The 18,389-nt window shown below is 66.8% G+C and carries 17 protein-coding genes; 9 read left to right on the forward strand and 8 right to left on the reverse strand.

Annotated elements, in window-relative coordinates; all coding sequences use genetic code 11:
• Positions 1 to 285: 285 nt before the first annotated feature.
• From pnuC to ABD719_RS09300, 4 genes are read left to right on the forward strand one after another with little or no spacing between them, the layout of a single operon-like run.
• Positions 286 to 843 carry a nicotinamide riboside transporter PnuC gene (pnuC, locus tag ABD719_RS09285; protein WP_344693098.1) on the forward strand — a complete coding sequence of 186 codons (558 nt, stop codon included), beginning with the start codon at positions 286 to 288 and terminating at the stop codon, positions 841 to 843.
• Positions 840 to 1,358, forward strand: a complete 519-nt coding sequence (locus tag ABD719_RS09290; RefSeq protein ID WP_344693099.1) for an AAA family ATPase — start codon at positions 840 to 842, stop codon at positions 1,356 to 1,358. Before pnuC ends, ABD719_RS09290 begins: the two co-directional genes overlap by 4 nt.
• A gap of 29 nt (positions 1,359 to 1,387) precedes the next feature.
• The gene (lepA, locus tag ABD719_RS09295; RefSeq protein ID WP_344693100.1) at positions 1,388 to 3,211 is read left to right on the forward strand and encodes a translation elongation factor 4; all 1,824 of its coding nucleotides are present in this window, start codon (positions 1,388 to 1,390) and stop codon (positions 3,209 to 3,211) included.
• Between the two features lie 5 nt (positions 3,212 to 3,216).
• Positions 3,217 to 4,695: a porin gene (locus tag ABD719_RS09300; RefSeq protein WP_344693101.1), complete on the forward strand. Its 1,479-nt coding sequence runs from the start codon at positions 3,217 to 3,219 to the stop codon at positions 4,693 to 4,695.
• Between the two features lie 77 nt (positions 4,696 to 4,772).
• Here the strand turns inward: ABD719_RS09300 and ABD719_RS09305 are convergent, their stop codons facing one another.
• Positions 4,773 to 5,153, reverse strand: coding sequence for a winged helix-turn-helix transcriptional regulator (locus tag ABD719_RS09305; RefSeq protein WP_344693102.1), 381 nt, complete (start codon positions 5,151 to 5,153; stop codon positions 4,773 to 4,775).
• Between the two features lie 85 nt (positions 5,154 to 5,238).
• On the opposite strand from ABD719_RS09305, the gene ABD719_RS09310 reads away from it, so the two are divergent.
• Entirely contained in the window at positions 5,239 to 6,093 is an 855-nt protein-coding gene (locus tag ABD719_RS09310) for an SDR family oxidoreductase (RefSeq protein ID WP_344693103.1), read from the forward strand.
• Between the two features lie 253 nt (positions 6,094 to 6,346).
• Here ABD719_RS09310 and ABD719_RS09315 read toward each other — a convergent pair whose 3' ends face one another.
• A complete protein-coding gene (locus ABD719_RS09315) occupies positions 6,347 to 7,306 on the reverse strand; it encodes a hypothetical protein (protein WP_344693104.1) in 960 nt (319 codons plus the stop codon).
• A gap of 120 nt (positions 7,307 to 7,426) precedes the next feature.
• On the opposite strand from ABD719_RS09315, the gene ABD719_RS09320 reads away from it, so the two are divergent.
• Entirely contained in the window at positions 7,427 to 8,554 is a 1,128-nt protein-coding gene (locus ABD719_RS09320) for a glycosyltransferase (protein ID WP_344693105.1), read from the forward strand.
• A 12-nt stretch (positions 8,555 to 8,566) separates the two neighbouring features.
• Here ABD719_RS09320 and ABD719_RS09325 read toward each other — a convergent pair whose 3' ends face one another.
• The 6 genes from ABD719_RS09325 to ABD719_RS09350 all read right to left on the reverse strand — a co-directional run bounded on the left by ABD719_RS09325 (position 8,567) and on the right by ABD719_RS09350 (position 15,039).
• Positions 8,567 to 9,343, reverse strand: coding sequence for an IclR family transcriptional regulator (locus ABD719_RS09325; RefSeq protein ID WP_344693106.1), 777 nt, complete (start codon positions 9,341 to 9,343; stop codon positions 8,567 to 8,569).
• A gap of 80 nt (positions 9,344 to 9,423) precedes the next feature.
• Entirely contained in the window at positions 9,424 to 10,812 is a 1,389-nt protein-coding gene (locus ABD719_RS09330; RefSeq protein WP_344693107.1) for a DUF1501 domain-containing protein, read from the reverse strand.
• Positions 10,812 to 12,533, reverse strand: a complete 1,722-nt coding sequence (locus tag ABD719_RS09335; RefSeq protein ID WP_344693108.1) for a DUF1800 domain-containing protein — start codon at positions 12,531 to 12,533, stop codon at positions 10,812 to 10,814. Before ABD719_RS09335 ends, ABD719_RS09330 begins: the two co-directional genes overlap by 1 nt.
• A 216-nt stretch (positions 12,534 to 12,749) precedes the next feature.
• Positions 12,750 to 13,304: a 30S ribosomal protein S9 gene (gene rpsI / locus ABD719_RS09340; protein WP_344693109.1), complete on the reverse strand. Its 555-nt coding sequence runs from the start codon at positions 13,302 to 13,304 to the stop codon at positions 12,750 to 12,752.
• Positions 13,304 to 13,783, reverse strand: coding sequence for a 50S ribosomal protein L13 (gene rplM / locus ABD719_RS09345; RefSeq protein ID WP_192123596.1), 480 nt, complete (start codon positions 13,781 to 13,783; stop codon positions 13,304 to 13,306). Before rplM ends, rpsI begins: the two co-directional genes overlap by 1 nt.
• Positions 13,784 to 13,998: 215 nt before the next feature.
• Positions 13,999 to 15,039, reverse strand: coding sequence for a COX15/CtaA family protein (locus tag ABD719_RS09350; RefSeq protein WP_344693110.1), 1,041 nt, complete (start codon positions 15,037 to 15,039; stop codon positions 13,999 to 14,001).
• A gap of 189 nt (positions 15,040 to 15,228) precedes the next feature.
• Between ABD719_RS09350 and ABD719_RS09355 the strand changes: the two genes are divergently transcribed.
• From ABD719_RS09355 to dxs, 3 genes are all read left to right on the forward strand, one after another.
• Positions 15,229 to 15,621, forward strand: coding sequence for a MerC domain-containing protein (locus ABD719_RS09355; RefSeq protein ID WP_192123594.1), 393 nt, complete (start codon positions 15,229 to 15,231; stop codon positions 15,619 to 15,621).
• 28 nt (positions 15,622 to 15,649) lie between these two features.
• Complete coding sequence (locus ABD719_RS09360) at positions 15,650 to 16,144, forward strand: Fur family transcriptional regulator (protein WP_344693111.1); 495 nt, start codon at positions 15,650 to 15,652, stop codon at positions 16,142 to 16,144.
• A 61-nt stretch (positions 16,145 to 16,205) separates the two neighbouring features.
• Positions 16,206 to 18,128, forward strand: coding sequence for a 1-deoxy-D-xylulose-5-phosphate synthase (dxs, locus tag ABD719_RS09365; RefSeq protein ID WP_344693112.1), 1,923 nt, complete (start codon positions 16,206 to 16,208; stop codon positions 18,126 to 18,128).
• Positions 18,129 to 18,389: the final 261 nt, after the last annotated feature.

Genomic DNA, 18,389 nt, shown 5'->3' on the forward strand with positions numbered 1-18,389 from the left:
CTGTCGATCGCCAACCAGGCGCCGCAGACCGTCACCTCGCTGTTCCGTTAAGGAACACGGGGCGACCGCCCCCTCGGGGGCGAGACGATCCGGAATACCGGGGCGGAGCAATCCGCCCCGGTTTTTTGCGTTGTCTCCGCCCGATACGGCGGTCTTAGTGGCAAGGCGTCAAGAAAATCGTTGCGGACCCGAAAGTTTTGGTCGCTTAGCGGCCCGCCTGTTCCTCTCACGATCGCCTGTCCACTCCATCATGATCTCCACCGCTGCATCCCGACCGGCCTCGGCATGAACACCACCGAGGTGATCGCCTTCGTGCTGGGCATTTTGAACGTGACGCTGGTCGTTCGTCGCAGCATCTGGAACTATCCGTTCGGGATCGCGATGGTGTCGCTATATGCGGTCGTGTTCGCCGAGGCACGGCTGTACAGCGACATGCTGCTCCAGTTCTTCTTCGTCGTCGTCAACGCCTATGGCTGGATATCGTGGGCACGCCACCGCGCGGCGACCGGCGTGGTCGTGGTGGAGAGTATGACGCGGAACGAACGCTGGCACTGGACGCTGGCAACTACCGCGATAGCTATAATCTGGGGCGGGCTGATGCACCGTTTCACCGATGCCAGCCTGCCATGGTGGGATGCCGCGGTGGCGGCGGCCAGTATCGCCGCGCAATGGCTGCTGGCGCGGCGCAAATGGGAAAACTGGGTGCTGTGGATCGCGGTCGATATCGGCTCGATCGGCCTCTATCTGGTCAAGGAACTGTGGCTGACGGCGCTTCTGTATCTGGTCTTCCTGCTGCTGGCGGCGTGGGGACTGGTCGACTGGCGGCGGCGGGTGACGGCATGACCCTGCGTTCGGTGTGTCTGCACGGGCCGGAAAGCACCGGCAAGTCGACGATCGGTCCGCGCCTCGCCCGGCATTTCGGCAGCCCCTATGTCACCGAATATGGCCGCACCTATGCCGAGGAACACGGCACCGACTTTACGATGGCCGATCTGATCGCGATCGCCGCGGGACACGACCATGCGGCGCGGACGGCGGTGTCGGGTGGGCCTTGGCCGGTGATCCTTGATACCGATCCGTTGATGACGGCGGCGTGGGCGACGATGCTGTTCGGGCGGCAGGACCCGTGGTTCGATGCATGGACGGGCACCGCCGACCTCTACCTGTTCCTCGACACCGATCTGCCCTGGGTGGAGGATGGCACCCGCCTGTTCGGCACCGTCAGCCAGCGGGAGCGGTTCCGGGCGGCGGCGATGACGGAACTGGTAAAACGCGATCTGCCATTCGTCGTCGTGCGGGGGCAGGGGGAAGCGCGCTACGATGCCGCGCTTGCCGCGATCGAAGCGGCTTTGGCTTGAGCGCAACACCCTGCTAGGGGCAGGCACATATGGCTACCGACCTTTCCCGCATCCGTAATTTTTCCATCATTGCCCATATCGACCATGGCAAGTCGACATTGGCCGACCGGTTGATCCAGCATACCGGAGGGCTGACCGCGCGCGAGATGAGCGAGCAGGTCCTCGACAACATGGACATCGAGAAGGAGCGGGGGATCACGATCAAGGCGCAGACGGTGCGCCTGTCCTATCTGGCTGCCGATGGGCTCGACTATACGCTGAACCTGATGGACACGCCGGGGCATGTCGACTTCGCCTATGAGGTCAGCCGCAGCCTGGCAGCGTGCGAGGGCGCGTTGCTGGTGGTGGACGCGGCGCAGGGTGTCGAGGCCCAAACGCTGGCCAATGTTTATCAATCGATCGAGCATGACCATGAGATCGTGCCCGTTATCAACAAGATAGACCTGCCTGCCGCCGAACCGGAGATGGTGCGCAAGGAGATCGAGGACGTGATCGGCATCGATGCGTCGGGCGCAGTGCTTGCGAGCGCCAAGGCAGGGATCGGCATCGCCGACATCCTGGAGGCGATCGTAACCCGCATCCCGCCGCCCAAGGGGGATGCGGAGGCGCCGCTGAAGGCGATGCTGGTCGACAGTTGGTACGACCCGTATCTGGGCGTCGTGATCCTGATCCGCGTGATCGACGGCCTGCTGAAGCGCGGCCAGCAGATCAAGTTCATGCAGGCGGGCACTGTGCATCTAGTCGATCGGGTCGGCTGTTTCCGCCCGAAGATCGAGCAGTTGCAGGATCTGGGGCCGGGCGAGATCGGCTTCATCACCGCGCAGATCAAGGATGTGGCGCAGGCCCGCGTCGGCGACACGCTGACCGATGCGAAGCGGCCGGCGGCGGAGGCGCTGGAAGGCTTCAAGGAAGTGCAGCCGGTGGTGTTCTGCGGGCTGTTCCCGGTCGACGCCAACGATTTCGAAAAGCTGCGCGAATCGATCAGCAAGCTGCGCCTGAACGATGCGTCGTTCAGTTTCGAAATGGAGACGTCGGCCGCGCTGGGCTTCGGCTTCCGCTGCGGGTTCCTGGGCCTGTTGCATCTGGAGATCATCCAGGAGCGGCTGACGCGCGAATACGATCTCGACCTCATCACCACCGCGCCGTCGGTGGTATACCAGATCGAGTTCACCCATCCCGATCCGGCGGGGATCACGCAGATTGACCTGCACAATCCCGCCGACATGCCCGACGTCAACAAGATCAAGACGATCAGCGAGCCGTGGATCAGCGCCACGATCTATGTCCCCGACGAATATCTGGGCAGCATTTTGAAGCTGTGTCAGGACCGGCGTGGCATCCAGCAGAACCTGACCTATGTCGGCGGCCGGGCGCAGGCCACCTACGAACTGCCGTTGAACGAGGTGGTGTTCGACTTCTACGACCGGCTGAAATCGCTGTCGAAGGGCTATGCCAGCTTCGACTACAGCCAGATCGGCTACCGCGAGGGCGACCTCGTCAAGATGAGCATCCTCGTCAACGAGGAGCCGGTCGACGCGCTGTCGATGATCGTCCATCGCGGCACCGCCGAGGTGCGCGGGCGCGGCATGGTGGAGCGGCTGAAGGAACTGATCCCGCGCCACCTGTTCAAAATCCCGATTCAGGCGGCGATCGGCGGCAAGGTGATCGCGCGCGAGACGATCAGCGCAATGCGCAAGGACGTGACCGCGAAATGCTACGGCGGGGATGCCAGCCGCAAGAAGAAGCTGCTGGAGAAGCAGAAGAAGGGCAAGGCCAAGATGCGCGAGTACGGCTCGGTCAGCATCCCGCAGGAGGCGTTCATCGCCGCGTTGCGGATGGGCGACGACGGCTGATCCCGATGACGCGGCAAGAGTGGATCGCCGCCGGCACGCTGATGCTGGGCGGGGCGGCGGCGCTGCCGGCACCGGCGCAGACCGTACAGGACCTGCAACGCCAGATCGACGAACTGAAGGCGACGATCGCGGAGTTGAAGGCGGCGCAGACGGGCAGGGCATCCGCCCCCGCTGCTGCGCCGATCACCCCGGCAGGCATGGCGGTGGCAGCGTCGCCGACGACGGGGGCGCCCGCCGTTGCCCCCACGGCCACGCAATCCGCCGCCGCCCAGCCTGCTGTCACACGGCCCACCACCACGCAGGTGGCGGTGGTAGCCGACAAGCCGAAGCCGGCGCACTGGTACGAGCGGATCACGCTGCGCGGCTACACGCAGATGCGCCTCAACGAGTTCCTGTCGGGCGACCGGACCGCGCCGGCCGGCGTGTCGCGCCTCCGCTCGGTGCATGACGGCGGCATCGGCGAGGACAGCAACTTCACGTTGCGCCGGGTCCGCCTGATCCTGCAGGGCGACATCACCGACCGGGTCTCGTTCTACCTGCAACCCGATTTCGCGACCAATGTCAGCAACCAGTCGGGCGGGGAGCGGCGCGAAGGCTTCCTCCAGTTGCGCGACGCCTATGTCGACGCCTTCCTCGATCCCGATCGCCGGTTCCGGCTGCGCTTCGGCCAGTCGAAAGTGCCGTTCGGGTGGGAGAACCTGCAATCCTCGTCGAACCGGCTGACGCTGGACCGTAGCGACGGCATCAACAGCGCGGTGCCCAGCGAACGCGATCTGGGGGTCGTCGCCTATTACACGCCATCACGCGTGGAAAAAATCTGGGACCGGCTGACTGACGACGGGCAGAAGCTGTTCGGCAATTACGGCGCGTTCGGACTGGCGGTGTATAACGGGCAGGGCACCAACCGTGCCGAAACCAACGATGGCCTGATGACGGTGGCGATGGCGACCTGGCCGATCGAGCTGGACGGGCTGGGCGCGGGCTGGACGGGGCAGGTGTTCGAGTTCGGCGCGGCGGCCCTGCGCAATCAGGTGAAGCCCGAACTGCGCGCCGGCGGCGTGAGCGCGGTATCGTTCCGCGACGAACGGGTCGGATTCCATGCGATGCTCTATCCGCAGCCGATCGGGTTCCAGGCGGAATGGAACTGGGGGTGCGGCCCCGAATTCGACCGCGACCTGCGCGCGATCACCACGAAACGGCTGAACGGCGGCTATATCCAGACGATGGCGCGCGTGCGCCGGTCGCGGCTGGGGCCGTTCATGCCCTATGCCCGGTGGCAACGCTATCGCGGTGGCTGGAAAGCCCTGCCCAACGCGCCGCGCCTGAACACCGACGAATGGGAACTGGGCATCGAGTTCCAGCCGACGCCGCCTCTGGAACTGACGATCGCCTATGCCCGGATGGACCGCACCGAGGCGGACGAACGCCGGATCGGTCAGGCGGAGGGAAGCCTGATCCGCACGCAGTTGCAGTGGAGTTACTGAAGGGCGGGACGATATCGGCCTGATCCATCCCGCCATGGAGGGCATGGCCGGGCGACGGCGCGTCCGCGCGTGGCCGGTCAGTCGGCGGCGTTCTTCGTGAGCATGGGCAGGCTGTCCTCGATCCAGTCGGTCAGCGCTTCGACCAGTGTGGCCGCCTCCCGGCCCTGATCCGTCAGCGTATATTCCACCTTTGGCGGGACGGTGGCGAAGCTTTGCCGTCGGACCAGACCATCGCCTTCGAGCTGCTTGAGCGTCTGCGACAGCATCCGTTCGCTGACGCCCGCGACCCTCCGGCGCAGGTCGCTGAACCGGAGCGTGCCGGGCATCAAGGCAATGAGCGCCAGCGTGCCCCATGTACTCGTCACATGTTTCAGTATCTCGCGCGACGGGCAGCGCGGGGCGAAGACATCGCCCTGGCGCAGGCGATCCGCGAGACGGGCGGGCGAACGATCCGGCATCGTTATGCTTACCTTTGTGTGCGTACTTACGAATGGTAAGATAGAGGCTTATGTCCGGCGTACAACGACGACAGCGGAGAATGATATGTACGCCATCACCGGAGCATCCGGTCAACTGGGCCAACTGGTCATCGAAGATCTGCTGACCAGGGTCGCGCCGGCCGGGATCGTCGCGCTGGTCCGTGATCCGGCCGGGCTTTCCCGTCTGGCGGATCGGGGCGTCGTGGTGCGGCCGTTCGACTATGACCGGCCGGAGACGCTGGCACCGGCTCTGGCGGGTGTCGACCGGCTGTTGCTGATATCGTCGAGCGCGGTGGGCCAGCGGGTTTCCCAGCATCGTGCGGTGATCGAGGCGGCCAAGGCGGCCGGGGTCGGGCATATCGTGTACACCAGCATCCTGCGTGCGCCCGACAGCCCGATGGAACTGGCGGGCGAGCATCGCGAGACGGAGGCGGCGATCGTCGCCAGCGGACTGGCTCACACGATCCTGCGCAACGGGTGGTACACCGAAAACTATACCGCATCCGCCGCGCCCGCGGTGCAGCACGGGGCGATGGCGGGCAGTGCCGGGAACGGCCGTATTTCGGGCGCCAGCCGGGCGGACTATGCCGCGGCGGCCGCGACGGTGCTGGCCGAGGACGGCACGGCGAACCGGGTGATCGAACTTGCTGGCGACGATGCCTTCACGCTCGACCAGTTCGCCGCCGCGATCGGCGAGATCGCGGGCAAGCCGGTCGTATATCAGGACATGCCGGAAGCGGACTACCGCCAGATGCTGGAAGGGGTCGGTCTGCCGGCACCGGTTGCGGCCATGCTGGCGGAAAGCGACGCCAAGGCGGCACAGGGCAGCCTGTACGATGATGGTCGCGCACTCAGCCGACTTATCGGCCGGCCGACGACGCCGTGGCAAGACACGCTGCGCGCCGCCTTGCAGGGGTGACCGTTTTGCCGACGTGACGGGGGGCTGCCGCGGCCCTTTGGGCGCCCGCTTCGCGGCGGGGTGATATTGGCCTGACCTGCCCGGTCGGTGCGGGCGTAGCGAGGCAATCCGGGGCGTGACGCACCAGGTTCTGGATTGCTTCGCTACGCTCGCAACGACGGATGGGTCGGTCTTCCGTCATCATGTTCCAGTGCCGGGCAGGTATCGGGGAGGGGGCCGATCCATCCCCCCGTCTGGCTTTTCCCGTTCGGCCCTACCCCGTCCACTCCTCCCATTCGTCCAGCGGGCGGCCCGAGGCGAGAAACCGGGAGAAGCGGGTGAGACGATCGTGTTTTCCTGCCGATGGATCGGGCTCGGGAGTGAGGGCGGGTGCAGGAGCGGGGGGCGGGCCGGATTCGTCGGATGGGTGGTCTGCCGCGCGTTGTGCCTGATCGGCCAGGAAGGCGGCGATGGCATCGCGCTGGTCGGGCAGGTCCAGTGTCACCCAAGGTTCCTCGCCCTCGCGGTGCTCGCCGAGGTCGAGGAAGGGCGTAACGCCGAAGGGATGGATCGCGGCGGGGTGATCGACTGGCATCAGGCGCGCGGAGACGAAGGGAACGTCAGGTGCGTCCACATCGACCGGCCGTTCGATCATCTCGCGCCGGCGGGTGGCACTGGCGGTGAGGGCGGCGATGATCTGTTCCTGCGCCGCGTCGTCCAGTTCGAACCCGGCAAAGGCGGCGATGACGGTGCCGGGTTTGACCGGCGGGGCGGCTGGCGCGGGAGCCGGATCGGGGCGGGTGTGACCGGCGTGGCGAAAGCTGCCGGACTGGGGATGCCGGCTGTAATGACGCAGGATGAACATAATGAGGCGGTCGTTGCGGCGGCGGCGGTACCCCAGCAGCTTGCCGCCGGCGATGACGGGAACGAGCTGGCCGTTCAGCGCGCGGTCAAACGCCTCGTCCTTCAGGCGCAGCACGCCCATGTCGAGCGCGGCCTCCCACGCGCGGGCGAAGCCCTCCGCACCGGGTTGGCGGCGGAGTTGATAGGCGCCGACGGTGGTCATGTTGACCTGCGCGGCGGCGGTGGAGACCGAGCCGGTATCGGCCAGCGCCTCGATGAAGGCCACCTGCCGGGCGGGCGTCCAGCCATCGTGCCGGGGTTTGCGGGGAACCGGCTCGAAGGCCGGCAGCGAGGGGCGCGCGTCGCGCGCGACAGGTGTGCGGTCGATCATGACCGAGGTTTAACCCATATGGTTGGTTGTAGGACAGTCCCGGTTGTGTCAGGGGCGGCCGCGCCACCGCATTGCCGCCCGGTTCATTCGAAACGGCGCCATGTCGGAGGGCAGACGTGAGTGAAAAGAGGCAGGTTTCCCATTACCGATCCCATTCTCCCGCAGCCGGCCGAACTGGCGATCGTGGTGCCGGCCTATAACGAGATCGACAATGTGCCGCTGCTGGTCGAGGCGGTGGCGACGGCGCTGCCCGACGTGCGGTGGGAGATCATGTTCGTCGACGACGACTCGCCCGACGGCACCGCCGCACGGGTGCGCGAGCTGGCACTGGGCGATCACCGGGTGCGGATCGTCCACCGGGTCGGGCGGCGGGGACTGTCCTCTGCCTGTGTCGAGGGGATCATGGCGACGGCCGCGCCCTATGTCGCGGTGATGGATGCCGACCTACAGCATGACGAACGGCTGTTGGGGCGGATGCTGGCGACGCTGCGCGACGGGAATGTCGATCTGGTCGTCGGCAGCCGCTATTGCGCGGGCGGCGGCCTGGGCGACTGGACGAAGGGGCGCGTCGCGGCCAGCCGGCTGGCGACGCGGATGGCGGTGATGCTGACGCGCACGCCGATCGGCGATCCGATGAGCGGGTTCTTCATGATGACGCGCACCGCGTTCGAACGGTCGCTGCCCAAATTGTCGACGGTGGGGTTCAAGATCCTCCTCGACATCGCCGCCAGCGCGCCCGCGCCGCTGCGAGTGGCGGAACTGCCCTATGTGTTCCGGTGCCGGCAGTTCGGCGACAGCAAGCTGGATGCGCTGGTGTTGTGGGAATATCTGCAGCTCATCCTCGACAAGGCATTTGGGCGCGTCGTGCCGATCCGGTTCATCGGTTTCGGACTGGTCGGCGCGATGGGGCTGGCGATCCATTTCCTGATCCTGTCGACGCTGTATCTGGGCGTCGGCCTGTCGTTCGGCGCATCGCAACTGGCGGCGACGGTGGTCGCGATCTCGAACAACTTCTTCCTCAACAACCTGCTGACCTATCGCGACCAGCGACTGCGCGGGCCGGCGCTGATACGCGGCTGGCTGACGTTCAACCTGGTCTGCGCGACCGGGGCGATCGCCAATATCGGCATCGCGGAATGGCTGTTCGTGCAGCACACCTACTGGATGCTGTCCGCCGTGGCCGGCGTGCTTATCAGCGTAGTGTGGAATTACGCGATGTCGTCGTTGTTCACCTGGCGGAAGCGGTGACGGCGCGCCGGTTCAGCCGCGTGGGGACCAGCCCAGTTCGGCGCTGATCGCGGCGGCGATTTCCGCGACGCGGGGGGCGAGGGCGGCCATCGCCGCCTCGTCCAGATTCTGCGCGGCGGTGGCGACGCTGATCGCAGCGACGATACCGCCGCTCGCATCGCGGACGGGCACCGCGACCGATCGGATATGATCGGGCGGCGGCCCCTGCTGCACCACCACGCCGGCGCGGGCATGGCCCCGCATCCGTTCCAGCCAGCCGTCGCCAGTGTAGCGGTCGCCGAACTGGTGGAACAGCCGCGTCCAGCTGTCGACGTCGTCGTCGAGCAGCAGCGCCTTGCCCATCCCCGTCTCGGGCAGGCCGCGCCGGTCGCCGGGGCGGGTGGTGACGCCGATATGCTCGCGCCCGGCATGGCGATCGAGATGGACCGACCAGTCGCCATCGCGGCGGCCGAGGAAGATGCTCAGCCCCTCCGCCATCACGAACCGTTCGAAGAAGGGGCGGGCGATGCTTTGCAGGTTGATCTGCTCCGCCGCGCGTGAACTGGCGTACATCAGCCGCGGCCCGAGCCGCAGGACCCCGTCCGCCGAGCGGGTCAGCATCTGGCGGCTGACCAGCGCGGCGACGAAGCGCGAGGCGGTGGCGCGGGTCAGGCCGCTGGCGGTGGTCAGGTCGGCGGCGGTCATCGGTCGGGCGCCGACGATTTCGAGGATGTCCAGCCCACGGAACAGCGTCTGCGCGCCAATCGTGCGGCTGGCTTCATCATCTTCCTTGGCCGGGTCGTCGCGCATCTGCCGCGTCTATCCGGCCCTGCCGCCTTCGTACAGAGGGGCGCGGCGATTTAGCCGAAACGGCCCAACCGTCCGCGCGATCACAGGAAACCGAGTTTCCAGCTGGATGCATCGTAGTTGCCGATATTGGGCAGCACGGTGCGCAGATCGCCGTCCGACACGCCGAACCAGCTGGCGAGCGTGGCGGCATATTGATCGACCGAGACGGTCGGGATCAGGCGGCCCTGCCCGACATCGTCGGCGGTGCCGTTGCCGATCGCGGGCGGGGTGCCATAGAGGCGGCCGCCCTTCACCGCGCCGCCCATCGCAAAGTGCATCGACCCCCAGCCGTGATCCGACCCGTCGTCGTTGGATTGCAGCGTGCGCCCGAAATCGGAGGCGGTGAAACTGGTTACCTTGTCCGCCACGCCCATCGCGGCGGTGGTGTCGTAGAACGCCTTCATCGCATCGGCGACGCGGCCGATCAGCGCCGGGTGCTGCGCGACGAGATTGTCGTGCAGGTCGAACCCGCCAATCGACACGAAGAACACCTGCCGCTTCGCCCCCAGTTCGGAGGAGACGGAGATCAGCCGCGCGACCATCCGCAACTGATCGGCCAGGCTATTGCCGGTCGGGAACAGCGGAAAGTTCGCTACCGGCGCCCCCGCCAGCGCGCCCGACACCTGCGCATAGGTATCCAGCGCGCGCTTCGACACGCGGGCATGTTCGTCGCCAAGCAGGCTGCCGGGCGCAGCGGTCATCAACGATCGCAATGTCGTGGCGGCGGCGGCGGAACCGTACATCGTGCGGCTGTTGTTGAGCAGCGCGATCGGGCCGCCGGTGCCGACGGCATATTGCACGGCGTTCCGTCCGGTCAGGTACACCGCGTTGCCACTGGCATTGATGCAGGTGAGCGCGGAGCTGCCATTGCCGTTCTGGAACACGTCGCCGATCCGCCCGCCCCAGCCCGAGGTCGCGCCTTCGGGGCTGGACGCCTGGAAATAGCTTTGCTGGTCGTTATGGCTGAACAACTTGGGCGGCAGGCGGACCGAATTGGCCTGATACTGTGCCTTGGTGGTCGGCTGGACGAGCGTGCCGACGTTCAGGATCGGGGCCAGCTTGCCGCCGTCGAACAGCGGCAGCAGCGACTTCATCGTCGGGGCCAGCGCATATTGCCGGCCGCCGGCCAATGCCTGTGCCGGTTTCAGCAGGGTCGCAGCCAGCGAGTCGCGGGTGTGAGCGATGTTGGTACGCGCGGCGAGATATTGTGCGTAGCTGGCCTGGTCGTAGGGTGTCAGCGTATTGGCGTAATCGTTACCGCCGTACAGGAAGATGCACACCATCGCCTTGTAGTCGGTCGCGGTGGCGGCCGCCGCCTCGCCGATCGCGCCCAGGCTGGTGACGAAGGGGGCGGCGACTCCCGCCATGCCCAGCGCGGCCGACCGCTTCAGGAAGGCGCGGCGCGACTGGTCGTGATCGAAGCAGCTCATCACTTCACCGTCAGATATTCGGGGGCGGCGAGCGTCAGCATGATCGCGATCCCCACCCGGTTGGTGGGGCCGCCCGACGCGGTGGCGGACACGGTGTCGACCGCACTCCGGATCTGCGCGATCGTGGCAGCGGAGAGTTGCCCGGCGGCGAGCAGCAACGCGACCTCGTCGACCAGCGCATTGGTGTCGGCAGCCTTTTGCAGGATGTCGCTGTAATCCGCCTTCGTATCGCCGGTGCCGTTGGCGACGAGGCCGTACATGTAGTTGATGTAGCCGACCACCGACTGTTCGTTGGTGATCTGGAATTCGGGCGCGACCAGCCCGCCGGCCGCGATCGCGCTGGCGGGCGGAGAATAGCCGGGGCGGAAGAAGTTGAAGACCGTCTGGCTGCGTCCCATCGACTGGCCGAGCCGGGTCGACTGGTTACTGGTGTCGCCGAAGCCCCAGGCATTGGAGGGCGAGTTAACCGCGAAAGCGCGGGCCCAGCCGGTCAGGCGCATCACCGGTTCGCGCAGCTTGCCCGCGGCGGCGGCGGTCAGCGCGGCATCGCCGCGCGCCTCGGTATCGAGCAGGATCGCGGTGACGACCGCCTTCAGGTCGCCGCGCACGCCGCTGCCGTTGTCCGCGAACTTCGTCGCGACGCGCGCGACATAGGCGGGCGAGGGGTTTGAGGTGACGAGGCGCTGGATCAACTGCTTCGACACGAAGGGCGGCAGATTGGGATGCGCGAAGATCGTGTCGAGCGCGGTCTTCACCGCCGCCATGCCGCCCCCCGAGACGGTGGTGCCGAGGAAGCTGGCGCTGCCGGTCTCGTTCAGCGTGGCGTTCATCACCAGCGGTTGGCGATAGCGATCGGGCGTGGTGCTGTCGGCGGTGGCCAGCGACAGGCCGGTGAAGACACGGGCGAGGCCGGCGACATCCTCCGGCTTGTAGGTTTCGAGCGGGGTCGCGCCGCCCTTCACGCTGCCGTCCATGTTCAGCTGGTAGAGGCCGAGCGTGAACAGCTGCATCAGCTCGCGCGCATAATTCTCGTCCGGAACGGCACCGGTGCGGGTGTTCGCCTTGCGGTTGCCGAGGAAGGTGAGGAACGACCCCATCGCCGCGTTGGTGGTGATGGCGTCGAGGATGTCGCGGTAATTGCCGAATGCCCGGTCGAGCAGGATATCGAGATAGGCGGCGGCGGCGAACTGTTTCCAGTTGAGGTTCACCCCGTCGATCCCGACGACGAGCAGGTCGAGCAGCGCCATCCCGACGCGCTGGCGAAGCTGGTCCGGCTCGACGATCAACTGCCGCCAGACACTGGCGTCGAACCCGGCGGTGTTGTTGATATTGGCGGCGACGTTGTACCCGTTCGTGACCAGCCAGTCCCAATGCGTCGTCGCGCGGGGCAGTGCCATCTGCGCGGTGATCCACGCTTCGTAACCCTTGTCGACGACGTCGGCGATCTGCGCCTTCGTCGCCCCCATCGTCGCCTGCCCCAGGAAGCGGCTGGCCTGTGCAGGCGTCGGCGCGGTGCGGACGATGGCGACGGGGGCGGATACGGTGGGCGCTGCCGATGCGGTGCCGTTACTTCCGCCGCCGCCACAGGCGGCAAGGAGGATGGCAGGAGTCAGAACGGCAAAGGGGGCAGCGGTCGTGACGGTCGGAACGGCCGGCAGGACGGGGGGCGTCGATCCGGGGGCGCGATGCTCCGCCGTTATGATCGGATTATCGTCGTGCAACAAGCTTCTGTCCCCGGACGGATCGCGACTCGCGGTGCCGTGTCATAGCCGGAAACTAGGCAGAAATGGTTAAGGCGTCGTTCGCAGATGCTGGACGCGGGCATGAGGCAGCGGCGAAATCCCGTCCGTCACCCGGGGGCAGGCCAGAGTCCGGCCGGCAAACGAAAAGGGCGGCCCGTTGCCGGACCGCCCCTTGTAGCAGCAATGCCGAAACGTTTAGCGCTTCGAGAACTGGAAGCTCTTGCGTGCCTTGGCACGGCCGTACTTCTTACGCTCGACGGTGCGGCTGTCGCGCGTCAGGAAGCCGGCGGCCTTCACGGAGGCGCGCAGGGCTGGCTCGTAACGGGTGATCGCCTGGCTGATGCCATGCTTGACCGCGCCGGCCTGACCCGACAGGCCACCGCCCTTGACGGTGCAGACCACGTCGTACTGGCCTTCGCGCTCGGTGATGCCGAACACCTGGTTGATGACCAGACGCAGCGTCGGACGAGCGAAATAGACTTCCTGGTCGCGGCCGTTGACCGTGATCTTGCCCGAACCCGGCTTCAGCCAGACGCGGGCGACCGCGTCCTTGCGGCGACCGGTGGCATAGGCGCGGCCCTGCTTGTCGATGATCTGCTCACGCAGCGGCATCGTGCTGACCGGCGTCGGCTCGGCACCCGACAGATAGGCATCGGCCGAGTCGGCGGTGGCGGCGGGATTCTCGGCAGCGTCGCGCTGCTGGCCCAGCGTCGCGGCGAGATCGGAGAGGGACTGGCGGTTGTCGGACATTATGCACCCACCTTGTTCTTGCGGCTCATGCCGGCGATGTCGAGAACCTCGGGGTTCTGAGCGGTGTGCGGATGCTCGGTGCCCTTGAAGATACGCAGGTTGCGCATCTGGTCACGACCGAGGGGGCCGCGCGGGATCATACGCTCCACGGCCTTTTCCAGCACGCGCTCCGGGAAGCGGCCTTCGAGGACCTTGGCGGCGGTGACGCCCTTGATGCCGCCGGCATAGCCGGTGTGCTTGTAATAGATCTTCTTCGCGGCCTTGTTGCCAGTGAAGCGGATCTTGTCGGCGTTGATGACGACGACATTGTCACCGCAATCGACGTGCGGGGTGAACGACGTCTTGTGCTTGCCGCGCAGGACGTTGGCGATCACCACCGCGGCACGGCCGACGACCAGGTCGGTCGCGTCGACGATATGCCATTTCTTCTCCACCTCGTGCGGCTTGGCCGACTTGGTGGTCTTCATGAGCGCCTTCATGGGCGTGAGAACCTTTCGAACGAGAGCGCGCCGCTCCCGGATAGGAACGGCGCGGACCCGGGGCCAATGCCCGCGACCGCCACCGGAGTCAAGATTTCGGCGGGATTGCTGACGGGTATCTGGATACCATGAGGGTCGGGGTCGGTTTGAAGACTTGCGATGCGGGGAGCGGGCCGGCACCGCAAGACCCGCATTCGGTCATTCCAAACGGTTTCTCAGACGAAAGCTTTGCGGATGCCGATCCGGTGAGCGGCGAAGACGGTGGCGATCAGCAGCAGCGCGGCGTTGGCCTGATGCGCTACCGCCACCTCGATCAACACCCCGGTCATCAACGTGGCGATGCCGAGGAAGATCTGGAGCGTCACCAGGCCGACCACCACGAACCCCGCCCGCGATCCCCGCCGGGTGGCGCGCACCGCCAGCCAGAACAGCGCCGCGCCGACCACGAAGGCCAGCCAGCGATGGATGAACTGCACCATCACCGGATTGTCGACCGCGTCGACCAGCGTCCCCGTCAGCGGCACGCCCGCCGGGAACAGGCTGTCACCCATCAGCGGCCAACTGGCAAAGGCATAGCCCGCATTGAGCCCGGCGGTGAATGCCCCCCAAACGATCTGCACGAACAGCAGCCCGAGCCCGAGCAGGGCGGCGGGGGCGAGTCGCGCGGGCGTCGCCAATCGGTCGCGGTGCAACTGCATCAGGTCGAGCGCGGTCCAGACGAGGCCGGCAAGAATGACGAGCGCGGTGACGAGGTGAACGGCAAGGCGCAGATGGCTGACATCAGTGCGCTCCGACAGGCCGGAGGCGACCATCCACCAGCCGATCCCGCCCTGCAGCCCGCCCAACGCGAGCAGCGCGACGAGACGGATGCCGTAGCCGCGCGGAATCTGCCGCTTCACCGCAAACCACAGCAGCGGCAGCGCGAAGGCGAGGCCGATCACCCGCCCCAGCAGACGGTGGAGATATTCCCAGAAGAAGATCGCCTTGAACCCCGTCAGCGTCATATCGCGGTTGAACGCGGCATATTCGGGGATGCGCTTGTAGCGGTCGAACTCAGCCTGCCACGCGGCGTCGTTCAGCGGAGGCACGATACCGCTGATCGGTTGCCAGCGGGTGATCGACAGGCCCGATTCGGTCAGGCGGGTGATGCCGCCGACCACCACCATCGCAACGATCAGCGCGGCGACGACGAGTAGCCACCGCGCCACCGCGCGCGGCCGGGCATGGGACATGAAGGCGGCACTGGGCAGAAGCATGACCCCATCTATGACGTGTGGGGGAGGGCGGCAATGGCGGGGCCGGCGCTTCTTGCGTTCCTAGCGTCTGCACAAGCCCGGCATCTGTGCAGGAAGGTAACCCCGGATTGATGACGTGGGGCGCAGGTCATTAATATTGATGTGATGTTGTAACCTGTCTTGGCCCCAGCTATATCGCTGCCCGTGACCATGGCCGCTTCATCCATCCGCATCCGGCGCGTGCCGGGGCTTGATCGTCTGGCGATCGGGCTGTCGGGGCTGTGCGTGGTGCATTGCCTGGCGACGTCGGTGCTGCTCGCGCTGATGTCGGCGGCGGGCGGATTGCTGCTCGATCCGCACATCCACGAGGTCGGGCTGGTGATGGCGATCGCGCTGGGCGCGGTGGCGCTGGGGCGCGGCGTGGTGCGGCACGGCGAGGCGGTGCCGGCGGCGGTCGGGGCGTTCGGGCTGGGCGTGATGGCGGGCGCAATGCAGTTGCCGCACGACGGATCGAACGGCGAGGCGCTGTGGACGATCGTCGGGGTCGCGCTGCTGGCGCTGGGCCACGAGATGAACCGTCGCGCCTCCCTGCGCGCTTGCTAGAGCGGCACCCGCATCCTATTTCCGTGCGATGGCGCACGTTCATCATCATCACGAACTACAGCGCGACGATCTGGCGACCGCAGCACAGGCGACGCTGGAGAAATCCGGCGAGCAATGGACCACGATGCGGGCCAGCGTCTATGCGTCGCTGGCGGGGTTCGCGAAGCCGGCCAGCGCCTATGACATCGCCGATGCGGTGTCGAAGACGGAAGGGCGTCGGGTGGCCGCCAACAGCGTCTATCGCATCCTCGACCTCTTCGTCGGTGCCAATCTGGCGCACCGCGTCGAGAGCGCGAACGCCTATATCGTCAACGCGCATCCCGACTGCCTGCACGATTGCATCTTCCTGGTGTGCGACGGGTGCGGGCAGACGACGCATCTGGATGACGACCGCGTCACCGGCGATGTCCGTGCCGCCGCCCGCGCCGCCGGTTTCGCGCCGGTGCGGCCGGTGATCGAGGTGCGGGGGCAATGCGCCGACTGCCGCCGCACGCTATCGGACACGGTACCCGCCGCGGCCTGATATGGCCGGACCGATACGGTCGGCAATCGACACGGTCGCGACGGACGGGTAAGCCCGTTCGATGGTTGACCTTCCCGTAACGCCCTTGCTCGACACCGTTTCGACGCCAGACGACCTCCGCCGCCTGAAGCCCGAAGATTTGCGACAGCTTGCCGACGAGTTGCGGCTGGAAACGATTTCAGCGGTCGGAACGACCGGGGGGCACCTGGGATCGGGACTGGGCGTGGTCGAACTGACGACGGCGATCCATTACGTGTTCGATACCCCGCGCGACCGGCTCGTCTGGGATGTCGGCCACCAATGCTATCCGCACAAGATCCTGACCGGACGGCGCGACCGCATCCGGACGCTACGGCAGGGCGGTGGCCTGTCCGGCTTCACCAAACGATCCGAAAGCGAGTACGACCCGTTCGGCGCGGCGCATTCGTCGACCTCGATCTCTGCCGCGCTGGGCTTCGCGATCGCCAACAAGCTGGCCGGCACCCCGGGCAAGGGCATCGCGGTGATCGGCGACGGCGCGATGTCGGCGGGCATGGCGTACGAGGCGATGAACAACGCCGAGCAGGCGGGCAACCGGCTGGTCGTGATCCTGAACGACAACGACATGTCGATCGCGCCGCCGGTGGGTGGCCTGTCCGCCTATCTGAGCCGGATCGTGTCGAGTCGCGAATTCCTGAGCATCCGCGAGATGATGAAGAAGCTGGCGCGCAAACTGCCGCGCCCCTTCCATCAGGCGGCGCGCAAGACCGACGAGTTCGCGCGCGGCATGACCATGGGCGGCACGCTGTTCGAAGAGTTGGGCTTCTACTACGTCGGCCCGATCGACGGCCATAATCTGGACCATCTGATCCCGGTGCTGGAGAATGTCCGCGATGCCGAGGAGGGCCCGATCCTCGTCCATGTCGTGACGAAGAAGGGCAAGGGCTATGCCCCCGCGGAGGCGTCGGCGGACAAATATCACGGCGTTCAGAAGTTCGACGTCATCACCGGCGCGCAGGCGAAGGCGCCGCCGGGGCCGCCGCAATATCAGAACGTGTTCGGGCAGGCGCTGGCCGATGCCGCCGCCACCGACGACCGCATCTGCGCGATCACCGCCGCAATGCCGTCGGGCACCGGGCTCGACACGTTCGCCGCCAGCTATCCCGACCGGTTCTTCGACGTGGGCATCGCCGAACAGCACGGCGTGACCTTCGCCGCCGGACTGGCCGCGCAGGGGATGCGGCCGTTCTGCGCGATCTATTCCACCTTTCTCCAGCGCGCCTACGACCAGGTGGTCCATGACGTCGCGATCCAGAACCTGCCGGTCCGCTTCGCGATCGATCGTGCCGGGCTGGTCGGGGCGGACGGTGCGACCCATGCCGGGTCGTTCGACGTCACCTATCTGGCGACATTGCCCAATTTCGTGGTGATGGCCGCCGCTGACGAGGCGGAACTGGTCCACATGACGCATACCTGCGTCGCGCACGACAGCGGTCCGATCGCGGTGCGTTATCCGCGCGGCGCCGGCACCGGGGTCGCGCTGCCGGATGTGCCGCAGGTGCTGGAGATCGGCAAGGGCCGGGTGGTGCGCGAGGGCAAGACGGTGGCGATCCTGTCGCTCGGCACCCGCCTGACCGAGGCGCTGAAGGCTGCGGACCAGCTGGAGGCGAAGGGCCTGTCGACCTCGGTCGCGGACCTGCGCTTCGCCAAGCCGCTGGACGAGGCGTTGATCCGGCGTCTGCTGACCACGCATGAAGTGGCGGTGACGATCGAGGAAGGCGCGGTCGGCGGGTTCGGCGCGCATGTCCTGACGCTGGCATCGGATGAGGGGCTGATCGACGGCGGGCTGAAGCTGCGCACGATGCGGCTGCCCGACACGTTCCAGGATCAGGACAAGCCCGACGTGCAATATGCCGAGGCGGGGCTGGACGCCGCCGCGATCATCGATACCGTGCTGAAGGCGCTGCGCCACAATTCCGGGGGCGTGGCGGAAGCGCGGGCGTAATGTCGGGATCCAGAGCGTGATGACATCGGTCTGAAACTTTGGCGTCATGGCAGGCACGGCGATGCGATTGGGAGCGTCACGTGTGTGGCGCTGGATTGCTTCGCTGCGCTTCAATGACGGCCGGGGGGCATATACGTTGTGCTTTGACGGTGGCGGGCGAGGGGCGGCATCCACGGCGTGGTCTGCCATGACGTCGCCGGGCTGGCGGGACCGTGGCGTCCCGGACGATGGATATGACCGGTTTCAGTAGGTATTCCTGCC

This window comes from Sphingomonas cynarae, assembly GCF_039537815.1.
GTDB classification, from domain to species: domain Bacteria; phylum Pseudomonadota; class Alphaproteobacteria; order Sphingomonadales; family Sphingomonadaceae; genus Sphingomonas; species Sphingomonas cynarae.

What these genes read in the sequence shown, in the direction of transcription:
- rpsI (WP_344693109.1), bottom strand. Translation starts at nt 13,304, where the DNA reads ATGTCCGACAACCGCCAGTCCCTCTCCGATCTCGCCGCGACGCTGGGC.
- ABD719_RS09315 (WP_344693104.1), bottom strand. Translation starts at nt 7,306, where the DNA reads ATGATCGACCGCACACCTGTCGCGCGCGACGCGCGCCCCTCGCTGCCG.
- ABD719_RS09310 (WP_344693103.1), top strand. Translation starts at nt 5,239, where the DNA reads ATGTACGCCATCACCGGAGCATCCGGTCAACTGGGCCAACTGGTCATC.
- dxs (WP_344693112.1), top strand. Translation starts at nt 16,206, where the DNA reads ATGGTTGACCTTCCCGTAACGCCCTTGCTCGACACCGTTTCGACGCCA.
- ABD719_RS09300 (WP_344693101.1), top strand. Translation starts at nt 3,217, where the DNA reads ATGACGCGGCAAGAGTGGATCGCCGCCGGCACGCTGATGCTGGGCGGG.
- ABD719_RS09360 (WP_344693111.1), top strand. Translation starts at nt 15,650, where the DNA reads ATGGCGCACGTTCATCATCATCACGAACTACAGCGCGACGATCTGGCG.
- rplM (WP_192123596.1), bottom strand. Translation starts at nt 13,783, where the DNA reads ATGAAGGCGCTCATGAAGACCACCAAGTCGGCCAAGCCGCACGAGGTG.
- ABD719_RS09355 (WP_192123594.1), top strand. Translation starts at nt 15,229, where the DNA reads ATGGCCGCTTCATCCATCCGCATCCGGCGCGTGCCGGGGCTTGATCGT.
- lepA (WP_344693100.1), top strand. Translation starts at nt 1,388, where the DNA reads ATGGCTACCGACCTTTCCCGCATCCGTAATTTTTCCATCATTGCCCAT.
- ABD719_RS09330 (WP_344693107.1), bottom strand. Translation starts at nt 10,812, where the DNA reads ATGAGCTGCTTCGATCACGACCAGTCGCGCCGCGCCTTCCTGAAGCGG.
- ABD719_RS09290 (WP_344693099.1), top strand. Translation starts at nt 840, where the DNA reads ATGACCCTGCGTTCGGTGTGTCTGCACGGGCCGGAAAGCACCGGCAAG.
- ABD719_RS09305 (WP_344693102.1), bottom strand. Translation starts at nt 5,153, where the DNA reads ATGCCGGATCGTTCGCCCGCCCGTCTCGCGGATCGCCTGCGCCAGGGC.
- ABD719_RS09350 (WP_344693110.1), bottom strand. Translation starts at nt 15,039, where the DNA reads ATGCTTCTGCCCAGTGCCGCCTTCATGTCCCATGCCCGGCCGCGCGCG.
- ABD719_RS09325 (WP_344693106.1), bottom strand. Translation starts at nt 9,343, where the DNA reads ATGCGCGACGACCCGGCCAAGGAAGATGATGAAGCCAGCCGCACGATT.
- pnuC (WP_344693098.1), top strand. Translation starts at nt 286, where the DNA reads ATGAACACCACCGAGGTGATCGCCTTCGTGCTGGGCATTTTGAACGTG.